Origin of the sequence: Pseudomonas sp. BF-RE-21 (genome assembly GCF_019947305.1) — a bacterium.
Classification (GTDB): Bacteria; Pseudomonadota; Gammaproteobacteria; order Pseudomonadales; family Pseudomonadaceae; genus Aquipseudomonas; species Aquipseudomonas migulae.
The window spans coordinates 135239-158205 of record NZ_JAGYGF010000003.1 but is presented as its reverse complement, the minus strand read 5'-3'; the positions used below and the strand labels follow the sequence as shown (position 1 = coordinate 158205).

The 22967-nt window shown below is 54.7% G+C and carries 14 protein-coding genes and 2 pseudogenes; 11 read left to right on the top strand and 5 right to left on the bottom strand.

The features are described 5' to 3' along the window. Window positions 1–86: 86 nt before the first annotated feature. Window positions 87–5702: a putative Ig domain-containing protein gene (locus KGB25_RS03875; RefSeq protein ID WP_223434298.1), complete on the bottom strand. Its 5616-nt coding sequence runs from the start codon at window positions 5700–5702 to the stop codon at window positions 87–89. A gap of 396 nt (window positions 5703–6098) precedes the next feature. Between KGB25_RS03875 and KGB25_RS03870 the strand changes: the two genes are divergently transcribed. The 5 genes from KGB25_RS03870 to KGB25_RS03850 all read left to right on the top strand — a co-directional run bounded on the left by KGB25_RS03870 (window position 6099) and on the right by KGB25_RS03850 (window position 11993). Beyond that, window positions 6099–6716 carry a dTMP kinase gene (locus KGB25_RS03870; protein ID WP_223434297.1) on the top strand — a complete coding sequence of 206 codons (618 nt, stop codon included), beginning with the start codon at window positions 6099–6101 and terminating at the stop codon, window positions 6714–6716. 406 nt (window positions 6717–7122) lie between these two features. Beyond that, window positions 7123–7809, top strand: coding sequence for a hypothetical protein (locus tag KGB25_RS03865; RefSeq protein ID WP_223434296.1), 687 nt, complete (start codon window positions 7123–7125; stop codon window positions 7807–7809). Continuing rightward, window positions 7796–9706, top strand: a complete 1911-nt coding sequence (locus KGB25_RS03860) for a hypothetical protein (protein WP_223434295.1) — start codon at window positions 7796–7798, stop codon at window positions 9704–9706. Before KGB25_RS03865 ends, KGB25_RS03860 begins: the two co-directional genes overlap by 14 nt. 3 nt (window positions 9707–9709) lie before the next feature. Then, entirely contained in the window at window positions 9710–10624 is a 915-nt protein-coding gene (locus tag KGB25_RS03855) for an ATP-binding protein (protein ID WP_223434294.1), read from the top strand. Continuing rightward, window positions 10614–11993, top strand: a complete 1380-nt coding sequence (locus tag KGB25_RS03850) for a hypothetical protein (protein WP_223434293.1) — start codon at window positions 10614–10616, stop codon at window positions 11991–11993. The genes KGB25_RS03855 and KGB25_RS03850 overlap by 11 nt, the downstream gene beginning before the upstream one ends. 237 nt (window positions 11994–12230) lie before the next feature. On the opposite strand, the gene KGB25_RS03845 is transcribed toward KGB25_RS03850, so the two are convergent. Beyond that, complete coding sequence (locus KGB25_RS03845; protein WP_223434292.1) at window positions 12231–13343, bottom strand: site-specific integrase; 1113 nt, start codon at window positions 13341–13343, stop codon at window positions 12231–12233. Window positions 13344–13421: 78 nt separating this feature from the next. Between KGB25_RS03845 and KGB25_RS03840 the strand changes: the two genes are divergently transcribed. Beyond that, window positions 13422–14294 (top strand): DNA-binding protein, encoded by an 873-nt coding sequence (locus KGB25_RS03840; RefSeq protein WP_223434291.1) that lies wholly within the window; start codon window positions 13422–13424, stop codon window positions 14292–14294. Between the two features lie 178 nt (window positions 14295–14472). On the opposite strand, the gene KGB25_RS03835 is transcribed toward KGB25_RS03840, so the two are convergent. Further along, window positions 14473–15942 (bottom strand): sensor histidine kinase, encoded by a 1470-nt coding sequence (locus KGB25_RS03835; protein WP_223434290.1) that lies wholly within the window; start codon window positions 15940–15942, stop codon window positions 14473–14475. Window positions 15943–16356: 414 nt separating this feature from the next. Between KGB25_RS03835 and KGB25_RS03830 the strand changes: the two genes are divergently transcribed. Both KGB25_RS03830 and KGB25_RS03825 read left to right on the top strand, forming a co-directional pair. Beyond that, on the top strand, window positions 16357–16746 hold the full coding sequence (locus KGB25_RS03830) for a YkvA family protein (RefSeq protein ID WP_223434289.1): 390 nt from the start codon (window positions 16357–16359) through the stop codon (window positions 16744–16746). A gap of 243 nt (window positions 16747–16989) precedes the next feature. Next, window positions 16990–18891 carry a potassium transporter Kup gene (locus KGB25_RS03825; protein ID WP_223434288.1) on the top strand — a complete coding sequence of 634 codons (1902 nt, stop codon included), beginning with the start codon at window positions 16990–16992 and terminating at the stop codon, window positions 18889–18891. A gap of 344 nt (window positions 18892–19235) precedes the next feature. Here KGB25_RS03825 and KGB25_RS03820 read toward each other — a convergent pair whose 3' ends face one another. Next, entirely contained in the window at window positions 19236–19694 is a 459-nt protein-coding gene (locus tag KGB25_RS03820; protein ID WP_223434287.1) for a hemerythrin domain-containing protein, read from the bottom strand. A 320-nt stretch (window positions 19695–20014) separates the two neighbouring features. Here KGB25_RS03820 and KGB25_RS03815 point away from each other — a divergent pair. Both KGB25_RS03815 and KGB25_RS03810 read left to right on the top strand, forming a co-directional pair. Beyond that, window positions 20015–20161: pseudogene (locus KGB25_RS03815) on the top strand (methyl-accepting chemotaxis protein); the annotation flags it as partial. A gap of 62 nt (window positions 20162–20223) precedes the next feature. Next, a pseudogene (locus KGB25_RS03810) lies at window positions 20224–20418 on the top strand (DHCW motif cupin fold protein); the annotation flags it as partial. 467 nt (window positions 20419–20885) lie between these two features. On the opposite strand, the gene KGB25_RS03805 reads toward KGB25_RS03810, so the two are convergent. Beyond that, window positions 20886–21116 (bottom strand): hypothetical protein, encoded by a 231-nt coding sequence (locus tag KGB25_RS03805; RefSeq protein ID WP_223434286.1) that lies wholly within the window; start codon window positions 21114–21116, stop codon window positions 20886–20888. A gap of 175 nt (window positions 21117–21291) precedes the next feature. Here KGB25_RS03805 and KGB25_RS03800 point away from each other — a divergent pair, with 175 nt between their 5' ends. Continuing rightward, complete coding sequence (locus KGB25_RS03800) at window positions 21292–22953, top strand: SulP family inorganic anion transporter (protein ID WP_223434285.1); 1662 nt, start codon at window positions 21292–21294, stop codon at window positions 22951–22953. Window positions 22954–22967 lie beyond the last annotated feature (14 nt).

The window sequence follows — 22967 nt, the reverse complement described above, 5'->3', positions numbered from 1 at the left end:
GCGAGCCTGCTCGCGATGACGGCGGTACGTTCAGCATGGAAGCTGATTGACCGACCGCTATCGCGAGCAGGCTCCCTCACATCAGGTCAGGCTGTGAAATCGCTGGCCTGCAGCTCCTTGACGCCCACCATCTCGAATTCGAACTCGGGGGTGACGTCGGCGTTGACGCTGCCGGAGAGGATGCCGTCGGCAAAGCGTAGTTGGCCAGTGGCGTTGGTGGGGTCGAAGGCGTTGCTGCCAATGAACATGAATGCGTCGACGGTGGCGGTCAGCGGGTTGGCGTCCAGGCTGGTGAAATCCAGATGATCACCCTCAGTGGTCTTGAAACCGCTAATCACATCGCGTAAAGCCCCGACGCCCATGTCCGACAGCGCTCCAAACGCGTAGGTGTCCGCGCCAGTGCCGCCGGTGAGGTTGTCGGTGCCTGCGCCGCCGATCAGTCGGTCATCGCCCGAACCACCCACCAGGGTGTCGTTACCGGCACCACCGTTCAGGATATTCGCGGTGCTGTTGCCCGACAGACTGTCGGCGTTGGCGCTTCCCGTCACGTTTTCGAGGAATTTCAAGGTGTCGAGCCCCGACCCCGCGGTGTTTTGTTGTGCGGACGTTGATAGGTTTACAGTAACGCCCGCCAGGGCCCGCTCGAAGGACACTGTGTCGTTGCCATCGCGTCCGTCCAGCACATTGTTGCCGGCACCGGCGAACAGCGTGTTGTCCAGCGCATTGCCTGTCCCATTGGCGGCTCCAGCGCTATCGACATACAGATTCTCGACGTTGCTGCCGAGGGTATAGGCCGCCAGGCTGCTGTGTACGTTGTCGACTCCTCCAGGCACCGCATTGCTGTTGGTCTCGATCGCGGTGTCGTCGACATTGTCGACATAGTAGGTGTCGTCACCATCGCCACCGCTCATGCTGTCGGCCCCTGCGGCACCATCGAGCACGTTGTCGGCAGCATTGCCGGTGATGAAGTTACGCCGCTCATTGCCGGTGCCGTCGATTTCCGACACGCCGGTGAGCACCAGATTCTCGAGATTGGCGCCCAGCGTCCAGCTGACCGAGGCCTGCACGGTATCAATCTGCGCGGTCGAGGTGTTGGTTTCCTCCACACTGTCGAACGCGTTATCGACCACGTAGATGTCGTTGCCATCGCCACCGGTCATTGTGTCGGCGCCCAAGTCGCCATCCAGTGTGTCGTTGCCCGAGCTGCCCACCAAGGTATCCGCTTGATCAGTGCCGGCAATCATCCCGCCCTGGTTCTGAGCGTTGTCGAAAATGGCCTGCACGCTGTTGTTGTCGGTGGGATTGCCCTGGAAGCCCAGGTCATTGGCAATGTAATCGGCCAGGCGTTGGCCAACGATTTCCGCTGATTCCTCGTGCAGGTGCCAGACGTCATCGGGATAGACCAGCGGATCGACTTCGTAGCGCAAGGGCAGGTCGGTGTAGTCCACAGCCAGCTTGACGTCGGCGCGCTCGGCGGCGATGGCCTCCTGGGTGGCGCGGACATAGCCAACCCCCGTAACGATTGAGGCAATCTTCTCTTCCGAATAACCACGGGCACGCGCAGCGTCCTGCTCGTAGTGACCGGTTTCCATCATGTACACGCTGAAGTTGCCGAACTGGGCATGCAGGTAATCAAACACATTCAGGGTCGCGGCCTTGTAGGCCGATGCTGCTGCGGCTTTATCCGTGGAGCGGCCAATCTCCTGAGCGGCTTCCTCGCCCTGGCCCCAGATGATGCCCATGGTGACGTTATCGATGGATTTGAGTTCGGTGAGCTGGTCCTGCAGCAACGCCACGGCACGCAACAGTGCAGGCCCGGGTTGGTTAGTGTCGGTCAGCCACCAGCACAACTTGAGTTCCTCGGCGCCCAAGGTCGACAGGCCATTGACCGTGCTGCCACCCACCGCGATGTCGATGCCATTGCCATCGGCGTCGGTGAACTGGCTGCGCACGTCATAGGGGGTGTAGCGGTCCAGGTCTTTTACCAGCATCGAGGTGCCGGATTGATCGTCGTCCTCCGTCATGCGCAAAAGGCGCGCATTGGATTGGCCGAGAGTGGGCAGGTAGAGGATGTCTTGCTGGGCGCGCTCGCCGAACACGAAATCACTGGCGGTCAGGGTGTCGAGGTAGTTGCCGTTGAGGGCGATTTCAAAGCGATTGCCATCGGCGTCGGCCTCGGCGGATTTGATGTAGGTCTTGTCGCCGGCCGCGTTGAGAGTCATGTACAGCGTGCCATTGCTGCCATCGCCGAGGCCGAGAATACCCAGCGCTGAAACGTCGATCTTGTCGACGCCCGCGGTGAAGTCGTAGACCGTGTCGGTCGCCGTGACACCACCGGCGTCGTAGTCGCGGTAACTGTCGAGTACGTCGGTGTAGCGGAAGGCGTCGGCCCCGTCGCCGCCGTACAGCGAATCGCGTCCGCCGCCGCCGTCGACGATGTCCGCGCCAGTGCCGGCCTTGATGGTGTCGTTGCCACCGAGGCCGAGGATCAGGTCGGCGCCCGCCGTGCCGTTGAGGCTTTCGGCGTTGTTGCTGCCAGTGATGGTGTTGGCGGGCGCATCGGCCACCACCAGGGCGAAGCTGTCGCTGACCGACGCACCAGAAGGATCGGTGGCCTTGACCAGGACGTTGTAATTGCCCGACGCCGTGCTGATCGGCGTGCCGGAGAACGCCAGGCTGGTGGCGTTGAAACTCAGCCAAGCGGGCAGGGCGCTGCCGTCGGCGAGGGTCGCAGTGTAGGTCAGCACATCCTGGTTGGCGTCGGTGAAACTGTCGTGGGTTACGGTGTAGTTGAACGGCGAACTTTCGGTGGCGTTCTGGTCGAGAAGGGGGATGGCCACCACCGGCGCAACATTGCTGGGAGTGTTCTGGTCCGCGAAGACAAAATGATTGGCCGTCAGGCTGTTCACCAGGTTGCCCGCCAGCGACACTTCGAAACGGTTGCCATTGGCGTCGGCGGTGAGATCCTTGAGGTAGGTGCGGTTGCTCGAAGCGCTGTAGGTCACTTGCAGCGTGCCGTTCAGGCCATTGCCCAAGGCCGTGTAGCCGAGCGCCGAGACATCGATTTTGTCGGCGGTCACGTCGAAATCGAGGATCTGGTCACTGGCGCTGGTGGAAGCGGTGCGGTAGCTGTCGAGTTTTGAGGTGTAGCGGAATACATCGGCGCCCGCGCCGCCGGTGAGTTTGTCCGCGCCGGTGCCGCCGACCAGGATATCGTTGCCGGCGCCGCCATTAAGGGTGTCGTTACCAGCGCCACCGAACAGTTGTTCGTTGGCAGCGGTGCCCGTCAGCGTGTCGTTGTTCGGTGTGCCATTGATCACAGTGGGTGCGGCGGGTACGTCCTGTACAGCCAGCGTAAAACTGTCGCTGACGGTTGCGTTGCTGCCATCGGATGCAGTGACCTTGATGGAGTAATTACCCGATGCCGTGTCGTTGGGCGTGCCGCTGAAACTACGGGTAGCGGTGTCGAAGGTCAGCCAACCGGGCAGGGCGCTGCCATCGGCCAGTTGGGCGGTGTAGCTGAGGCTGTCGTTATCCGCATCGGTAAAACTGGTGGCCGGCACGACGTAGCTGAACGGGGTGTTTTCGGTGGCGCTCTGATCCAGCAACCCCGTTGCCACCACCGGCGCGTGGTTGACCGTTGGCGAAGTGGCAAAGACAAAATTGGCGCTGGTCAGCTTGTCGAGATAATTGCCGTCCAGCGCTACCTCGAAACGGTTGCCATTGGCGTCGGCGGTCAGGGTTTTGATGTAAGTCTTGGTACCGGCAGTGTTGAGCACCAGGTACACGGTGTTGTTTTTGCCGTCACCCAGGCCGGTGAAACCCATGGCCGAGAGATCGATCTTATCGGCGGCGATATTGAAGTCAGTGATCAGGTCGCCAAGGTTGGCGCCGCCGGTGTTGTAGTTGCGGTAACTGTCCAGGCGGTTGGAGAACACAAAGGTGTCCGACCCGGCGCCACCGGTAAGGGTATCCATGCCGGCGCCGCCGTCAACTTTGTCGTCGCCTGCACCGCCGCTGAGGCTGTCGTTGCCCGCCAGACCGAGCAGGGTGTCGGCCGAATCGCTACCCAACAGCGAATCGCTGCCGCTGGTGCCGGTGACCACCCGATTGAAAATGAAGTTGCTGGCGGTAAGGGTGCTCGCCAGGTTGCCCGACAGAATCAACTCGAAGCGATTGCCGCTGACGTCGGCATCGTAGTCCTTGATGTAGGTGCGGTCGTTGCCGGCGCTGTAGCTGACCTGCAAGGTGCCACCACGGCCATTGCCCAGGCCGGTGAAACCGAGGCCGGCGAGGTCGATCTTGTCCTGGGTGACGTCGAAGTCGGTGATGGTGTCATCGAAGCTTGCGGTTGCGTTGCGGTAACTGTCGGACTGGGCGACGAAACGAAACGTATCGGCACCCGTGCCGCCGGTGAGTTTGTCGATGCCCGCACCGCCCACTAGAATGTCGCCACCGGCCCCGCCATTGATAGTGTCGTTGCCTGCTGCACCATAGAAAATTTCGCTGGCCGCGCTGCCCGGCAGAGTGTCGTTGCCAGCCGTGCCTTGCACGGTAGTCATGGGCACCGTGGCGCTTACGTAACTGCCGTCACCATAGACCAGTGTGGCGCCCTTGCTGGTATGGCTGATGGTGTTGCCGATGATGGCGTTGCGATCGGTGCCGTCTTCATTGCGCTCTGCAACACCGTAGGTCGACAGGTTGCTGCCGCTGATGATATTGCCCTGGATTGTGTTGTCGCTGCCGTTGAAGTACTTGCCGGACACGCCCAGCGTGTCGTCGTAGGACTGGATGATGATTTCCGGTACGGGGGCGCCCAGAGAGTTGTTGTTGAGTGTGTTGTCGATGATCTCGACATGGTTACTGCCGTAGATGCGGATCCCGGCGCTGGCGTTGTCGTGAATATCGACACCACTGACGGTTACATCGCTGGACAGCTTGACCAGCACACCTTCAGCGCCGTTGCCGTACACCTCACCACCGGTGATGGTGATGTTGCTGGGGGAGGGGATGTCCTCGCTGCCGCGCTGCACCACGATGCCACTTCCGCCATTGTTGTAGGCAACGTTGTTGCTGAGGGTGAAGTCGTGGGTGCTGGTGACGACGTTGAAACCGTGGCGGTCATTGTCGTAGGCGACGTTGTTTTCGAAGGTGCTGTCGCTGAGAAAGTCCGCAACGAAGCCGTCCAGGCCATTGCCGTGGGACACACTGTTCTTGATGACCATGTTGACGGTCTGCTCGTGGGGGTCGAAACCGTACCCGGAGCAATCCTTGATCTCGACGCTGTCGAGGGTGACGTTGGAGTCGTAACCTTCCTGACCGGGAATGTAGCCATTGAACCAGCCGTCGATCTTGCCGGTGGTGTTGTCGCGGTTACCGTCGATAGTGAGGTTGCTGACGCCAAAGTCATGGGTTTCTTCGCCATAGGCCGAGCGGATGACCCCCGTGATTTTGGTGTCGGAGCCGTCAGCCACCTTAACGGTCGTATCGCCCATGCCGTCGCCGTACAGATAGACGTTGCTCTTGAGCATCAGGCAGCCGTCGGAGGGTTCCTCACCTCCAGAAACAATATATGTCCCGGTCGGCATATACACCTGCCCACCGCCTGCAGCGGCCGCCGCATCAATCGCACTTTGTATCGCTGCCGTGTCGTCTGTGATGCCATCTCCTTTGGCGCCATAATTTTGCACATTGAAAATCATTAGCTTATCTCCGTATCGGGTAAGGACCTCGCTAGACGCCAATATTCCATCGACGACCACCGTGTTAGGACCCAGCGGAGTGCAAAAGTTGTGACCGCATATCGGGAGAGTGTCAAAAATCAGGTTTTACTGATCTGCGGTTGTGAAGTGTTTCAAAAAAGTAACGCTTTGTTGACGCTTGCGCAGATTGCGAGCGATGCCTTTTGGGAGCGACTTGCTTGCGGTGTTCATAAGCGGCTGGCCCCCTGGATTCTGAGACCCGTTAGCCGGAAACCGGGTTAAAGTGTTCATCAATCTCTGTTCATAAGGACCCTCCACTCGATTCGCTTAGTCGCGCCAAGCGGTTCCAGCGAACGAACCGGGCCAAAAAACCGTATATCAATCGTTATGTGAAGAATGAATCGTTCGCTATTTGTTTCTCTAGATGGGCCCAAGGGAACCGGCAAAACCACACTGTTGGAGGCCGTTACGAAAGTACTGAGGGCAGACAACAAGAAGGTGATCCGACTTTGCGAGAAAAAAAGCGATCCCTTCAGGGGTGAAACAATGACCCTCGTTAACAAACTCGCCAGAAATCCCAGCAGGGATTTGGAGTTGGCGGTTTGCGAGCGCTTTGCTGATAGCCGTACCTGGATTTCCCGGCACGTGCTGAATAAACAGCCACCAGGCAGCATCATCTTGATCGATCGCTGGTACCCGTCAGATGCCGCGTTTCGCCGGACAGTCCCGTTTGCAGAGATTCTACAATTGAACATTGATCGAAACGTGCAAGTGCCAGACCTGCATGTCGGGGTTGTCACCGCGCCTGATATTTCATGGGCGAGAGCAGCGGCACGACAGCGTGGGCTGAGCAGTACTGTGATCCATAAGCTGGAAGAACATGTCGCTTGTACCAAATCGTTCGAGCGAGCAATTGCAGATCACGGCTGGGTTTTATGCCGTAATGAAGGAACGATCGAAGACGCAACGATGCAGGTAGTTTCTGAGATCTATAGAGTCCTTGGATGCCCATAGGCGAAGTTCGCAGCGCTCCGAACTGAAAGCTAGAATTTTTGAAAAAGAAAGAGTTTTAAAAATCAAAGACATATAAATTCGCTTTTGAGGGCGCTTGGTTTTTTAGTTTCGTTATTTCGTCTGATAAAACATTGGCTCGGGCAAAGGAACTAATTCTTGGTAAATGCAAACGCATGTTCTTTTTTGTCTGTGAGCTGTTTAGGTCTAATGGTTATATAGTTCAGCTGATCACGACTAAATTCAAAAAATTTATAAAAAATTATTTTTATTGCCAATTTAATATAATGAATAGCGGGCGGCGTTGCTATCCTGTCTACGAATGTCCGCCCATTTTTCACCTAAAGGAATGCTAACGAGGCTGGTCATATCACTAACTACGTTCTCTCAATGTAGAGTGAGTATGATCATGTCCAATTCGGCAAAGAGTCCTGCCAATCGTCTAATTTCCAAAGCGCGCAGTCGTAGGTCAAATGCGAGTTACCTATGGACTTGCTACAGTCATAAAATTGATGCCGATCTTGTGCTTGAAAGCCACGAAGAGCTTATTCATTGGTTGATATTTCTAGAGTTCAACAGTCAAGTTGAAAGTTTTTGGATTCCCGCTGGCGATGAAGCATACTCAGACAGTTTAGGTGGGCCACTAATACGGCCGGATGCCATTGTTGTTGATCCCGCCGGCCACCGCGAATGGCATGATGTTAGAGTGGGTGTTGTCGATAAGGATAACCTGTCGTCGAAGTTAATCGCCGGTTCACGGGTCGCCGCGGCTTGCGGCGCGACTTACCGTATCTATGATAATTCAGATCTTATTCCCCACGTGTACAAAATTGCACCTTTGCTACGTATTTGTAGTTTTGTCTTACTTTGTCGGTTTGTTAAACAAACCGAATCAGTTGAAGTCGCGGTATTGACATATGCAAAAGATCGGCAGCGTGGCAAATTTATAGACGTCTTGAATAACTTTCCTCATTTAGACCAAACTATCGTAATAGCCGCATTAGGGAGGTTGTATATACGTGGAGCGCTAGAGATTGAAATAGATGAGCAGACACCCTCCCTAACCACTTCCTGGCACTGCAATGAAACGAACTAGCATCCCAGCAGTCATTCGCGCTGGCGAATGGAGGCGAGTCGATCCTGCCTGCCTCGAGAAAGGGCGTGTCGAGCTGTTCAGTCGGCGAAAAAAAGCTGTTGAGCTTTATATCGAAGGAGTTCAGCCGAGAGAGATAAAACTACGTACTAACATACAGGCAAACGAACTCCATCGATTGCTAAATAGATTCTTATCAGTGGATGAGAATGGGCAATTTTATGGCGAGTTGGCGCTTCGGCCGGGTTTTCATATTATGCCCTATACGCGCACCTGCCCCATATCTCCCAAAAGAAGTGAGCAGCACGGCGGCATGTCGGGAGTTCTGGGTGCCTTATTGCTCAACCATCCAGAGATTGAAGAGTTTTTAATGGGTATTATTCTGAAAAAGGGGCTAACCTTTTCCGCGACTCAAGATTGGCAGAAGTATTTGATCGGGAAATTTTATGAGGCGCTAGAACGGGTTGAGTTAGCTCCCACGGAGTGGCCGTACAACACCAAGCATAAAGGGAGGCGTACTATTCGAAAGTTTGTGCGCAAATTAGTCGATGAAAATATGGTGCGCTTTGTCCGAGCGCATGGAGATGCTATCGCCAATGCGCATCTCTATACCGGCACTGGTCACCCGAGGCTAATTCGGCCAAAACGTCCGGGAGATATTGTAGAGCTAGACGGACACTGCCTTGATGCGTTTTTTGTAATTCAAGTGGAGCTGATGCCAGGTTACTTCCAAGAAATTGTTGTGAGAAGGATCTGGCTATTAACGATGATTGACGCTTTTTCAAAAGCGGTATTAGCCTTCAAGCTGGTTTTTAACAGCGAAATTTCCGCTGCTGATGTACGTGCAGTAATTGCGCAAGCGTGTTTAAAAACATGGTCCCCTCGCGATGTTAGTGTTGTGCGCACCCCGTATGTGCCCGGCGCGGGATTTCCGTCCGGCGTGGTTCCCGATTGGCTGGGCACTACGTTTAGCAGTCTATGGGTCGACTCGCACCTTTCGAACATGGCCAGCAAGATCACGACAATTGCGCGGCAGGATTTTGGATACATGCACTGCCTTGGTCCGACCCAACATTTTGAAAGCCGTCCTTCTATAGAGCGGTTGTTCAAAGAGGTCGCCCGGCAGGTGCAGATGCTTCCATCCACGACTGGCAGTAATCCACGGCAAGGGCGCGCCATTGATCCGGAAACAAAGGCAGTGAAGTATCACATTGACATGGTCAAATTCGAGGTCGCCATGGATGTAGCCTTAGCCAACTATTGCGCCACCCCCTCCGAAGGCATTGGCTTCCTAACCCCTATCGGAGTGATTTTGCAATGCCTTCACGGAGGTGCCCTTATGCCAAAAATTCCCAGTTTCCAACGAGAGAAATTACAAGCGGACCTCTCCACCAAGACTGTCACGGTGCGCGGCAGTGTTATGAGTGGGCGCCGGCCTTACGTGCAACTTGATCGCGTGCACTATACAAATAGTGTGCTGAACGACAGTGCTCAATGGGTGGGTAAACAGCTGCAGGTAGTGGTCGATGAGGATGACTATCGCGCTGTTGCGGCTTATCTACCCAGCGGCGAATGTATCGGTCACCTTCAAGCCATAGGCTGGTGGTCCGAGTTCAAACACAGTGTCGCAACCCGTCGGAAAATTAACTCGCTTGTTTCGGCTGGTGAGCTTAGGTTTTTGCATGGAACAAGCCCTGTTCAGCAAATTTCGGACTACTTTATCTCGCACGGGCAAGCGCTGGGGGCTTTCAAATTGGCACGCGAATCCGATCCTGAAGTTGCTGCGGTGACGCGACAATCAGACGTAAAAATCGTTGATTCAGCTGAGGCGCAAGTCATGAATACCGAAGTTAACGATGTGGAATTTCCTTTGCCGGGCACGGCAAGTACTCGGAGATAACTCATGACCGGTTCGACACACCCATTGATGCTCGGCGAAGTGCAGTTTATTACCAACGAGATGATTCGTGTCTTACGTCTTTGTTTTGATCGGGTAATAAGTCGACGGCCGGCTGTAATGTTTGAGGGAAGTTCCCGCGTTGGGAAGTCGATGTGCGCAGAATTTGTGCAAGCTCAACTTGCACCGAAAATACCCAATGCACATGTGACATTATGTATCGCCCGTGACAGGCACGACCATAGATGGAACGTGTTGCGCGAACTATGCCATGCCGAAAACACTGCCACTAAACAAAAAATTGATATTCTCTACCATTTGGTTAATTTGATAGCAAGTCAGCTAGCCGACTCTGTGAACAAGCAATATGTTCTGATCATTGACGAAATCCAAAACTTCAACTCTGTTGATTACAAGATCCTGGTGGATTTACATAATTGTCTGAAGCAGGTAAATATCTCATTGACAGTGATTGGGTTTTCACAGCCTAACATCTACGAAAAGCGTAGCGGTTTCCAAGAGGTAAAGGAAAGGCGCATTGTGAGTCGTTTTTTGTCTGAAATTCACACCTATCATGGGTGCCAGTCTAGTGCCGACCTTACTGCTATTTTGCATGCGTGTGACGAAGGGTCTGAGTTTCCTGTTCTCTCTGGTTTAAGTTATACAGAGTATTTTCTGCCTAAAGCATTTGGCAGTGGATTTCGCTTGGCAACTTTAAGCGGTCTATTCTGGAAATTTCTCTCCGACAGTGTGGCTGGCGAATACACTAACAACCTGCCGATGGAGCATTTTTGCGAATCGTTAAAAAATTACCTTAAGTTCGCCGCTCATAATGACACTGACCTATTTGAAGTCAATGAGGAAGATGTGCGTAAAGCCGTCGAGGCTTCCAATTTGAGGGTGTTCTGTGATGTGGCATAGAGACGGCTACTTTTGGCCAGATGATTTTCCATGGGCCTACGATGCGGACTTTGCGGTTGTTCAGAAACTATCAGTAATTAATGCTGTCCCGGCGCGCACGATACTTCTTTGGTTGAAGTGCGGCTATACAGCCAATAAAATAGGAGAGCGCACTTATCGTCGACTATTTCAGACTTTCGATACTTGCGAGCCTTCATCACAATCCTTCACACATTTCATCTCCAGTTACGCTTCGCTTTTACCCGGAAACAGCAAGGGGGCATACAAGTACTGCCCCGCGTGCGCTGAAACTACGGGATTCGTATCGGTATTTTTCTCGCTACAGTTTGTGCACTGGTGCCCTTGGCATCATATTAAACTCAAATACCTCTGCGCAGGTTGTCAGCACCTCCCTTCGTTCAAGCCCAGCCCGCTTGGATCGTTATACGGCTTTCATTGCCCGGATTGCGGATATTGTTTACCTCGCACCGAGGTTCTCAGCAAACGTAGTGCCCATCAGGATGCTCTTGGCTATGTGAAAAAGCATGAAGCATTCATTGAATACGCTCGCACTCTTAATAGGCTTGGGGTGCTGTCGAGCCTTTGTTGCGAAAAAGAAACGGCGCAGTTGTGCGCGAATATTTATCTCGAGGAGGGCGACGACGGATCCACTGGTGTGGCGTTTGAATGGTCAGGGCTCGCTGGCTGGACGAAGACAATTGATCTGCGTTGCTGCGCTTCAAGCGGCTTATCATCCTCCATCACCTGTGCCGATTCTCTTCTGCGATTACGCGCTGGATATCGACAGTTCTGTGCATTCTGGCAACGGCGAATGCTCCGCCGGCATGCCTGTTGTCTTGAGGCAATAGCTGCTTCGGTTGGGCAAGGGCTGTGTGAAACCTGCTTGATGGGATTGGCATGGCAGCTGTTTCGGATGAAATTCGAGGCGTGTCAGGTCGGTGACGCGTCCCTGCGATTATCGGAGTCGGCGGAAGCGTGCCTGGCACCGCTTGCTATGTCATCCATTCAGCTCAGTCAATATTTCAGCTGCGTGTTTCATAAACTGCTGGCAAGGGTGTACTTCTGGCTGAGAACCACTCCCAAGATATGTTTTTTGGTGGGCGATAAACACGGGTTCTGGGATGTTTTTCAACATAAAGACACTGATCCAGAGTGGCACTACTTGCTTGTTCGTCACTTCAGTGGCGCTCGGTATTCATGTTTTTTTGATTTGCCGGTGTCGCTGCAAGGCATGCGAGAGCTACTACATCATCAAGCCTCATTGGTGATTCGGATAAAGGTGAGGGGCGCAAGCATTGATGTGCACACCAACACACCAAAGTCGCTGCTGTTTGGGTCGCTCCGCCCCCCAATTTCTATCGAGTTGTAGCGTGGCATGCATGCCGATTTTGCTCATGAACGCGATAATCGTTGTCGATATTACAGGAGGCGACGCGCGCGGTCGGTTATGTAACAAACCCACATGGTGTTTTAAATCGCCCCCCTGACAAAATTCGCGGCAAGTTTGCACCCTGTATCTTAGGTTTCAGCCAACAAGGGGTATTGTTGAGCGGTTAATGCCTGGAGAAGCGGGTAAGGTATCCGCCACCGGGTGGATTTGACCAAGCTACAGTGGTTTAACCTCGGGCGTGAGATCAGGGTCGCGCATCAGTTCCGTGGCCCGGCTGGCGAGCAGTGAGCCGGCTTGGAAATAGCCCATCACCGTCCCGACGCCGCGGTGTTCGGTCATGGCCATGACTTCGCCGAGCGGCACGCCCTGGCGCCCGGCCTCGGTGACAAACCCCGAACGCAGGCTGTGCGCCGCCCAATCGCCCTCCAGGCCCGCCAGTTTGGCGCGACGCTGGACAATCCGTGCCACCTGATCGGCGGACAATCCGGCGCTGCCGACCTTACCGCCCTTATAAATGCGACGAAAAAGCGGGCCGGATTGAGACGGCGCGACTGCCAACCAGGCAGCAAGGGCCTGCGCTGCTGGCCCGCGCAGCGGCTTTTCACGGTGCACCCCGCCGGTATCGGTCTTGGTCGTGCCCAGGGCGTACAACCAGGTCTCGGCATCCAGTGGGCGCACGTCGCCGACTTGCAAGCCGACCACCTCCGAGCGCCGGCGACCGCCGCCACTCCAGGCCAGCAGGAGCAGGGCGCGATCGCGGACCCCGCGTGCGCCGTCAGTACAGGTCGAGAGCAGCGCCTGCAACGGCTCAAGCACGAGAGCGGTCTTCTTGCGCACGCTCGCGCCCTGACGCGACTGGGCTTTGCGCGCTTCGCGCAGCAGGGTTTTCAGCGCTGGCGCTTCCGTCGGACTGTCCCATTCATTGATCCGGTGCCATTTGCCCAGTACGGCCAGCCGATGGCTGACGGTGTTAAACGCCAGCGGTCCCGGCCTGGCCTTGATCCGGGCGGCGACGAGTGCCGCGTCGATGCTGGGCGGCAACAGGTGGGTCCAACTGCCATCGGCCAACGGCCGGGCAAGGTGATCGAGGACGAACTGCACGGCCACGGTAGCGGGCAATGGCGCATCGCCCAGCGCCTGGCCATAACGCAATTGCAGCCAGGCCGACCAATAGGCGAGGGCGCCGCGGTAGCTGCGCACGGTGTTGGCCGCGGTACCGGCGGCGATAAACGCCGCCGCCGCTTCCTGTGCGTTGAGCGCCAAGGCCTGCGGGTTAAGCGGGGTTTCGTCGATCAAGGCCAACTGCTTTGTAATATTTAATACGTTCAACGTATGATAATTCCAATATCTACAAAATAACGTCGGATAACATTCGATTATCAGACCTAATATACCCGGAGGTGAGCCATGGCAGTAGGGGTGCCGGAACACGAGGTATTTGCCGCGGCGGATGCGGTGTTGGCGCGGGGCGAACGGCCGACGGTGGAGCGCGTGCGTCTGGAACTGGGCCGCGGCAGCCCGGCGCGGGTCGGCGGCCTGCTCGATCAATGGTGGTCGCGTTTGGCTGAGCGGCTGAACGGCGAGACCCGCCTGCCGGCGTTGCCGGGTGAGGTGGCGCAGGCGTTTGTTGTGGTTTGGCAGCAGGCGATTGACTTGGCACAAGGCGTCGCCGAACAAGCGCTGGCCGAACAACGCCAGGTGCTGGATGCCGAGCGCGAACGAGTAGCGGCTGTGGAAGACCAGGCGCGCCAGGAAGCGGCGCAGTTTCGTCAGCAAGCGGCGGAGGCGGTGGCTGGGCGTCAGGCTGCTGAGACGCGACTGGCCGACCTCGAGTTGTTGCTGGCGCAGCGTCAGACGCAGATCGAGGACCTGCAGCAACAGCGCGAAATTCTGCTGCGCGAGCGCGGTGATGCTCGGCAACAAAGTCAGACATTACAGCTGGAACTACAGGCGCTGCAGCTAAAGACCGAGCAGGAGCGCGTTGCGCAGGAAAGCTATGTGCGTGGGGTCGAGGATCGCGCGCACCGCGAAGTCGACCACGCCCGGGAGGGGAGCAAAGCAACGATGACGCAGCTCAAGGCGGCCGCGCGTCACGTCGAACAGCTACAACGGCGGCTGGAGTCGATCCAAACCGAGCTTAGCCAAACCCAGCAACGTGCCGCTGCGCAGCACGCCCGTGCCGAAACGCTGGAGCAACAATTCACGCAAGTACGTCAGGCTAACGCGACCAAGCGTAAACGGCAGACCCGAAAACCCGCGGCGCCAAAGACTGGCCCCTGAGAGTGATAACGCCCCCCGCGGCGAATTCGGCGCAATGGGCGCCACGCTGCCCGGGGTAAAGGAAGGCGCTCGCTTCGCGGTAAAGACTACAGCGTACCCGTCGATGCAGGTTTGTCGCCCACTCCCGACTCTTGGAAGTTTGCGACTGATTTGCGAAAACTGCGTGCGAATAAGAGAGTTAGCGCAATGCACTGACTCTTCTTTCCACAATTCTGAAACTCAAGCGCACGGATGTTCCCTGGTCTTCGTGGTGGGTCAGACTGGCTTCTCCTCCAAAACTTCCCATGATCTGCTTCACCATGATCAACCCTATACCCAGCTTGCCTTGCTTGGTGGTGTAGAAGGTCTTGAAAGCCATCATTTCCTGTTGCCGTGACATTCCATCCCCGGTGTCAGCGATGATGAGATGCAGCCATTGATGGGTGTCATCCACACTCGCCTGGATGGTTAGCTTTCCACCGCCCGGCATTGCCTCGACGGCATTGGCAATGACGCTATTCAGAATTTGGGAAAGTAAAAGCGGATTACTGATGATCCGTGGGGTGGGCTCATTGTTGAACTCGACCTGGATTCTTGATTGAGCTAGTTGTGCGCTGTAGCTGGCCAGTGTCGCCTGTACCACAATCATCGGCTCTACCAGTTCTGCCTCTCCACGGATCGGTCGTAAGCACATCAGCAATTCGTGTACCCACTGCGCCATTCGATCCACTTGGCTAACAATATCGTCGATGTTCTTCGTCGCGGGTTGGCCGTCCATTTCGCTTGCCAATTCTGCGCTGGAGCGGATGCAGGCCAGCGGGTTACGCAAACTATGAGCGACCGCCGTGGACATCTCGACCAAGCCCACATAGGTCTTGTTGGCAACGAGCTGGGCTTCCTGTGACGCTAATTGAATCGATGCCCGTCGAACAAGCCAATATAGCCCGAAGTAAAGCAGCAGACCTCCCACTGCAGTAGACAGCCAAATTATCCAGTGGCCACGATTGAGCCGTTCGCTTAGATCGGCCGGTTCCTTGTAAATCTCCACGACTGCCAGAGTATTCCCTAGATCATCTACCAGGGGGATGTAGCTCTCGATGAAGAACATCTTGGGAGCGAGCAAAAATTGCTGCTCGGGACGGCGTTCATCGGCATTGCTGTAGTTGGTGGAAACCCGGTCTTTCGAACTGAATGCCGCTTCAAGGGCCTTATCGTTGAGAAATTGTTGTCCGATCAGTTGCGGATTGGTCGACCACATAACTGTCCGAAGTGGCGAGTAGATGCTGATTAGGAGTGAGTCTGGCAGGTGCGAAAGGTGGTCGAGGAACTCGGAGCGGGCACGGTGCCTGTTCAGCGCCATTTCTTCCGAGAGCATCCCATATTGGGTGGCGGCCAGAACGTCACCCATCCGCATCCCGCCCAACCCGTGGTGACGTATTTCACCTTTGGCAATGGTCTGGATAAATTGCGCTGACAACAGTGCGTCGCGCTCCAGGCTTTCGATGACCAGGAAACGCGTCGACACAAACCCCAGCCCAATGGCTATGGCGCTGATCAGGATGAAGCTGATGATCGAAAACCAACGCAAGAGATTGGGTGGTTTGGTCGGCGCAATCGAGTCGACTGCTTCCGAAGGCTGACGTCTGAAAAAAACTGATAATGGCTGCATTGGAGTGTCCTGTTCGCACTGCTTAACCCGTTGTAGCCGCTTGAATCACTCAATGAATCGTAGAAGAAGACCTAGCATTCTCTATGCCAGCAACTCAGGGCTTAGCCTGGTTAGCAATCCACCCCGCGTTCAACTGTTTCAATGCTTGAAACGGGGACAATTGAATGTCTTGGCAATAACGTCAGCACGAAAGGTAAATGCGGGGCGTGGGGAAATACAGCCAATGTTGGGGCCATCACCCCCTACGAAAGGAGATGTGAATAGTTAGCGACTATTTGGGATTGAGCGCTGCGTTGGACAGTACCCACTTGTGACTATGCGGCCGATCACGACATGCTACTGATGACCCAATCGATTCATCACCCAAGACGCTACGCTCGTAGGCGAGCTCCTTCAGGTAACGGCAATTACGACATGAAACGCATACTGGATTGTCTACGTTGCTGGGCTAGAACGCTAAAGCGGCAAACCATGGTGCTTTGGTTTTGTTATCAACATCCACAAACACCCTGGTTACCCAAATGGATTTCGGTTTTTGTTGTGGCGTATGCGTTGAGTCCTATCGACCTCATTCCCGATTTCATTCCTGTGTTGGGGTATTTGGACGACGTGATCGTTCTGCCGCTTGGCATACTTCTCGCTATCCGGCTGATGCCTGCGCAGGTGCTAAAGGAGTGTCTGGTCAAAACGATCAAGTGGGAGGAAAGCCGTGAGAAGCGGCCAGTGAGCAGATTTGCTGCGGTGGTCATTGTATTAGTCTGGCTTATTGCTGCTGCGGGTGTTTGGTGGGCTTACGTTCTCTGAATTAAACCGTTTTTTTACTGGGTGGTTGAATCCACAACCGTTAATTGTCGGTGGTGAAGGTAGGCAATCGACTCCGTGAACGCATTAAATTTTTACGCATTCTTTACGGTTGCTGCTTTCGTTCGCAACGATACTGGCCGCGATTTTATATCGACCATGTGCCCGAGCCTCCAACGGCTCTGGCAAAACGTATTGCCCAAGGATGGCATGCAGTTCCTTCCCGCCGTTTGAGAGAAACGCCCCTTGAGTAAAACAGTGACCAGTGCGAATGACGGCTCCGAAACCAAAACGTCAGGAGTGGCCTTGCTTGTTGCCGCTGTCGGAGTGGTTTATGGGGACATTGGCACCAGCCCCCTCTATACGCTCAAAGAAGTGTTTTCCGGTCACTACGGCGTTCAGTTAAATCACGACGGCGTACTGGGCATTCTGTCGTTGATCTTCTGGTCACTGATCTGGGTTGTCTCCATTAAGTACGTGCTGTTCATCCTGCGCGCCAACAATCAGGGTGAAGGCGGCATTATGGCGTTGACGGCTTTGGCCCGCCGCGCGGCAGCACCTTACCCCTACATGAGCAAAGTCCTGGTTCTGCTGGGACTGTTCGGTGCGGCATTGTTTTACGGGGACAGTATGATCACCCCAGCCATTTCGGTGCTGTCAGCGGTTGAAGGGCTTGAGCTGGCGTTTGACGGCATAGAGCACTGGGTTGTGCCACTGTCAGTGGTGGTGTTGGTGGCGTTGTTCCTGATCCAGAAACACGGCACAGCCCGGATCGGCATCCTGTTTGGCCCGGTCATGGTGTTGTGGTTTGTGGTGCTGGGGGCTCTCGGAATCTACGGTATTTTGCAGCAGCCCGAAGTGCTGCAAGCACTCAATCCCGTTTGGGCGGTGCGTTTCTTCGTTGTTCATCCGGGCATTGGTGTGGCGATTCTGGGCGCTGTCGTCCTGTCACTGACCGGTGCTGAAGCCTTGTATGCCGACATGGGCCACTTTGGTCGCAAACCGATTTCACGTGCCTGGTTTATTCTCGTTTTGCCCGGTCTGGCACTCAATTATTTTGGCCAGGGCGCATTGATCCTGGGAAACCCGGAAGCGGTGCGCAATCCGTTCTATTTACTGGCACCTGACTGGGCGCTGTTGCCGATGGTGGCTCTGTCTACGCTGGCGACGATCATCGCGTCTCAAGCCGTAATCTCCGGCGCGTTCTCGCTGACTCGCCAGGCCATTCAGCTGGGTTACGTACCTCGCATGTTTATCCAGCACACCTCCAGCCAGGAGCAGGGGCAGATATACATTGGCACCGTCAACTGGGCGTTGATGGTGGGTGTTGTGCTGCTGGTGATCGGTTTCGAGTCCTCTAGCGCCTTGGCTGCGGCTTATGGGGTTGCGGTGACGGGAACCATGCTGATCACCACCATTTTGTCCTCGGCGGTCGTCCTGCTTCTGTGGAAAACGCCGCGCTGGTTGGCCATCCCAATGTTGCTTGGTTTTCTGCTGGTGGACAGCCTGTATTTCGCAGCCAATGCGCCGAAGATTTTTCAGGGCGGTGCGTTCCCGGTGATTGCCGGTATCGGCCTGTTCATCTTGATGACAACCTGGAAGCGGGGACGCAAGATCATCGTCGAGCGGCTGGATGAAACCTCACTTCCTTTACCGATATTCATCAGCAGTCTTCGTACGCAACCACCCCATCGTGTTCAAGGTACGGCAGTGTTCCTGACAGCCAGGGCCGATGCTGTTCCCCATGCGCTGCTGCACAACCTGCTGCATAACCAGGTCTTGCACGAGCAGGTGGTGTTGTTGACTGTGGTCTCCGAAGACAGCCCGCGAGTGCCTGTCGACCGTCGATTCGAAGTTGAATCCTTTGGCGAAGGTTTCTTTCGGGTCAGTCTGCACTTTGGTTTTACCGAAGAGCCCGATGTCCCACTCGCGCTGTGTGCCTGCCATTTGCCCGAACTTGATTTCAGTCCTATGCGCACGACTTACTTCCTGAGCCGGGAGACGGTTATCCCGACCAAGCGCATCGGTATGGCCAAGTGGCGCGAGTACTTGTTTGCGTTCTTGCTCAAGAACGCCAACAGCAACCTGAAGTACTTCAAGTTGCCATTGAACAGGGTCATCGAGTTGGGCACTCAGGTCGAAATGTAGAGGCAGTTGTTGTCCGGTATTCAAGGAATGAAATGATACCCAACGCCTGTTTCGGTGATGAGGTGTCTTGGTTGGGAAGGGGCTGCTTCGACTTTCCTGCGCAAGCCACCCACGAATACCCGAAGGTAAAGGTGTATCGGTTGTGTGCGAAGGCCCCCAAACGGCCTTGAGCAGTTGCAGGTGTAGGGTGTGAGCAATGGTGTAGGCCCGAACTTTATCTCATTTGTAATTCTATAAGTAACCCTACAAACCTGTGGTGTGTCATCTGGCATTCACGTAATAAATTTGTGAGGTCGAGTATAAATGCCAACCTAATTACTGAAGTAAGGCGGTTAAAGTTCCGATTAATGCCACTGACGCTTTATTTCCTGCCACTGGATTTCTGATAACCACTTATCTGCCGCCGGAAAGAAAATATTCTCCTCAGCATCCATATGGTCGTAGTATTTCTTGATGAAGTCATCGATAGTGTCAGCGATTACTCTCGCCTCCTGAGTTGAGTCCTCCAACATCTTGAGCTGTCCAGCAATGCGCTCAAATGCTTGATGATCTCGCTCGATATCCCTGACCCGTTGGTGGATCGGTGCTTCAGTCGCTAGCAACGCACGCCGAATAAGCTCTTCATTTTCATGGTGGTGTCGCTCTGCATCACCATGCAAGGCTTCCAACAGCTCAAACAACAGCTTGCCGTCATCGACGCCAGCGGATTCATGCCTCACCCTCCCCAACAATCCTTTAATCTGAGTAATTTTGATAGCCACCTCATGATGATATAAGTGCAGTTCTTTCAACAAAGCGTTCATATAAAATCCTCAGCCACACCAAATCATCACAGAAAAGATATCATTAAATACCAACTCCGAGGATAGCCGCGCATATCAATTTCCATAACTTCTAATCCCTCCACCTCCAAGCGTTCATCAGTGCGTACTTAACCTTTTTATTATAGTCTTGCGCAAAACTCGTGCTCCAAAAAATTTGTCACCCTTGGATGAATTTGAAATAACAAGTGAATGTTCATATACGCAATTGTATTTGCTTAAGGCGCCGCTAAAAAATAACTAACCGCCCCCTGGCACACCGAGCATCGTCAACCAGCCACCCACGGGCGCGGTGCAATTGGGTTGCCGAGCAGGTCAATCTGCTGGCGCTCAACACCGCCATCGAAGCGGCTCGGGCTCGTGCGGGCGAGCAGGGGCGAGGCTTTGCCGTGGTCGCCGACGAAGTTCGCCCTCTGGCGCAGCGCACACGGATTTCAACCCAGCATGTGTCTATCGAAAGGATCACTGGATGGGTACGGTCCACAGATATCCTTTCATTGATAAGGCAACCATGGACCTAACCGCTGTGCCCTTTGGTACGACCGATTGGTCGACTGTCGAACCTGTCGAGTATGTTGGACTGACGGGGACCGCCTATTGGCGAACCTGCCAGTTTGGTTCGACGCGTGTGCGGATGGTTGAATACAGTCCTGGCTATCTGGCCGACCACTGGTGCTGGAGAGGTCACATCCTGTTGTGCCTGGAACGCGATTTTCGTTGATGTCCTGACTGTCAAGCCTACTTCAAAACGTTTTCACACAGCCTGGACCCCAAGCTGGCTGCCATATCAGGCATCAGCCGGCCAAAAAACAGTCAGTCCCTTGTAGTAACACGCCTTTCTGTTACAGATATCAAGACTGACGATCGGGCTGCTCGGCCTTTTTTACCGAAAGCCCCAAGTTCAACCGGATCCTTTGTAGAACAAGCAGATCGAGGTTCGATCTCGCCTGCGCCTATGAGCTATGAGTTTTCGCTGGCTGACCACGTCGAGTGGTAAACATGCGGAGCCTCGATTCTCTGCTTGAGCTTGACAGCATAATCCTGAGCACTTTTTTCATGCCGAAACTGCACTCGTCGGATGCCAAAACATACAGACCAAAGAGCTTCGCTTTGACTGGATAGATACTCGACCTTCACTGACATGATCATGTCTCCATGGGTGTGATCCAAGGGTTAAAAATGGATTTCAGCGGTCTTGAGTCCCAAGTCTCGAAGTTCGGCAATCAAGTCATCCAGATGCCCAAAAGTCTCGACCTCTTCGTTGTCATCCACCAAGAAATAACTTCTCCCGGCGTCCTTCTTGAAGAACACAATCCACTCCTTGGGGTTGGTCGGGTTTGCGATCACATGGGTGTCAAAGGTCACGCCTTCTGCATGCTTGCTTTTCACTGTTTTACGATTCATGTCAGTCACCACGCTACACGCGCTCTCGAAATTTTCTATCTGCAGTGCGCGCCCGTTCAGCCCCATGCGAGTCCGCACTATAAAAAGCTCCAGCCGCACGACGCAGTGGATCAAAGGCTTTTAAATTATAACTGCATGTTAATATTATGCACATACACCCATTAAGGAGCTAGCCATGATTGCGATAGGTGAGGCATGGAAAGCGGGGCTGTTGGGTCGAGAGCACTGGCTCAGCAATATAGTGTCTGGCGTGATCGTCGGGGTCGTGGCGCTACCCCTGGCAATGGCTTTTGCCATTGCATCTGGCGTCAAGCCTGAGCAAGGCATCTACACCGCAATCATCGGCGGCCTGCTGGTCTCACTCTTTGGGGGAAGCCGCTTGCAGATTGCCGGGCCGACAGGTGCGTTCATAGTGATTCTGGCGGGAGTGACGGCCAAGCATGGCGTTGACGGTCTGCAAATCGCTACGATGATGGCGGGTGCCATGTTGTTATTGCTGGGTATTGCCCGGCTCGGCGCAATCATTAAGTTTATCCCCGATCCGGTGATCGTCGGATTCACCGCTGGTATTGGCGTGATCATCTGGGTCGGACAGTGGAAAGACTTTTTCGGTTTACCGACGATCAGTGGAGAGCACTTCCATGAAAAGCTCTGGCATTTGCTACAGACGCTCCCGGATCTTCATATGGCCACCACCCTGCTGGCTGCACTCAGTCTTTTCTTGGTCATCACCACTTCCAAAATTCCCGGTCTCAAACGTGTGCCTGGCCCGCTAGTCGCAATGGCGGTAGCTACGGCGATACAGTCAACCTTTCATTTCGAGGGGGTAGCCACGATTGGCAGCGCATTTGGTGGCATACCTCAAGGTCTTCCAGTGTTTAGCCTGCCTGAAATCACGCTGTCTCGCGTCATCGATTTGATTGGTCCGGCTTTCACTATCGCCATGCTTGGAGCAATCGAATCGCTGCTGTCCGCAATGGTTGCCGATGGCATGGCGGGCACTAAGCACGACTCCAATCAGGAACTGATCGGTCAGGGGGTGGCTAATCTGGTCACGCCGTTGTTTGGCGGCTTCGCAGCAACCGGAGCCATTGCCCGTACTGCAACCAATATCCGTAACGGCGGCACAAGCCCGCTGGCCGGCATTACGCACGCGGTCACCTTGGTGCTTATTATTCTGCTTCTGGCACCACTAGCCTCAAACATCCCACTGTGCGCCCTGGCCGCCATTCTTTTCGTGGTCGCGTATAACATGAGCGAGTTGAAACACTTCAAGCGCATGGTCCAGCGAGCCCCACGAGCAGACGTGTCTATCCTGCTTATCACCTTCAGCCTCACAGTGTTCAGTGACTTGGTGATCGCCGTAAATATCGGCGTCATTCTCGCGATGCTGCACTTCATGCGCCGTATGGCCTCATCTGTGGAGGTGCAGCAGATAGTCGAGCACGAACTTGAAGAAGAGTTGAGGGCCAATGGCCATGCTCACTTACCGCCAGGGATACTGATTTATACAATTGAAGGGCCACTGTTCTTTGGTGCGGCTGAGACCTTCGAGCGTGTGTTAGCACAGACCCATACCGACCCACGTCTATTGGTTATCCGTCTGAAGCGCGTACCGTTTATGGATATCACGGGCTTGCAAGTGTTGGAGGAGGTCATTCAGCAGCTGCACAAGCGGAATATCGTGGTGAAACTCTGCGAAGCGAACAAGAAGGTGTTCAGCAAGCTCGAAAGGGTGGGTATCCTGCAAGAAATTAGTCCGGAGCATTATCACGCAGACTTCAACACCGCGTTGGCTAAAGCCGTCAGTCACGTAGAAGGTACCTCGACCCTCTAGAGACTAACTGCCAG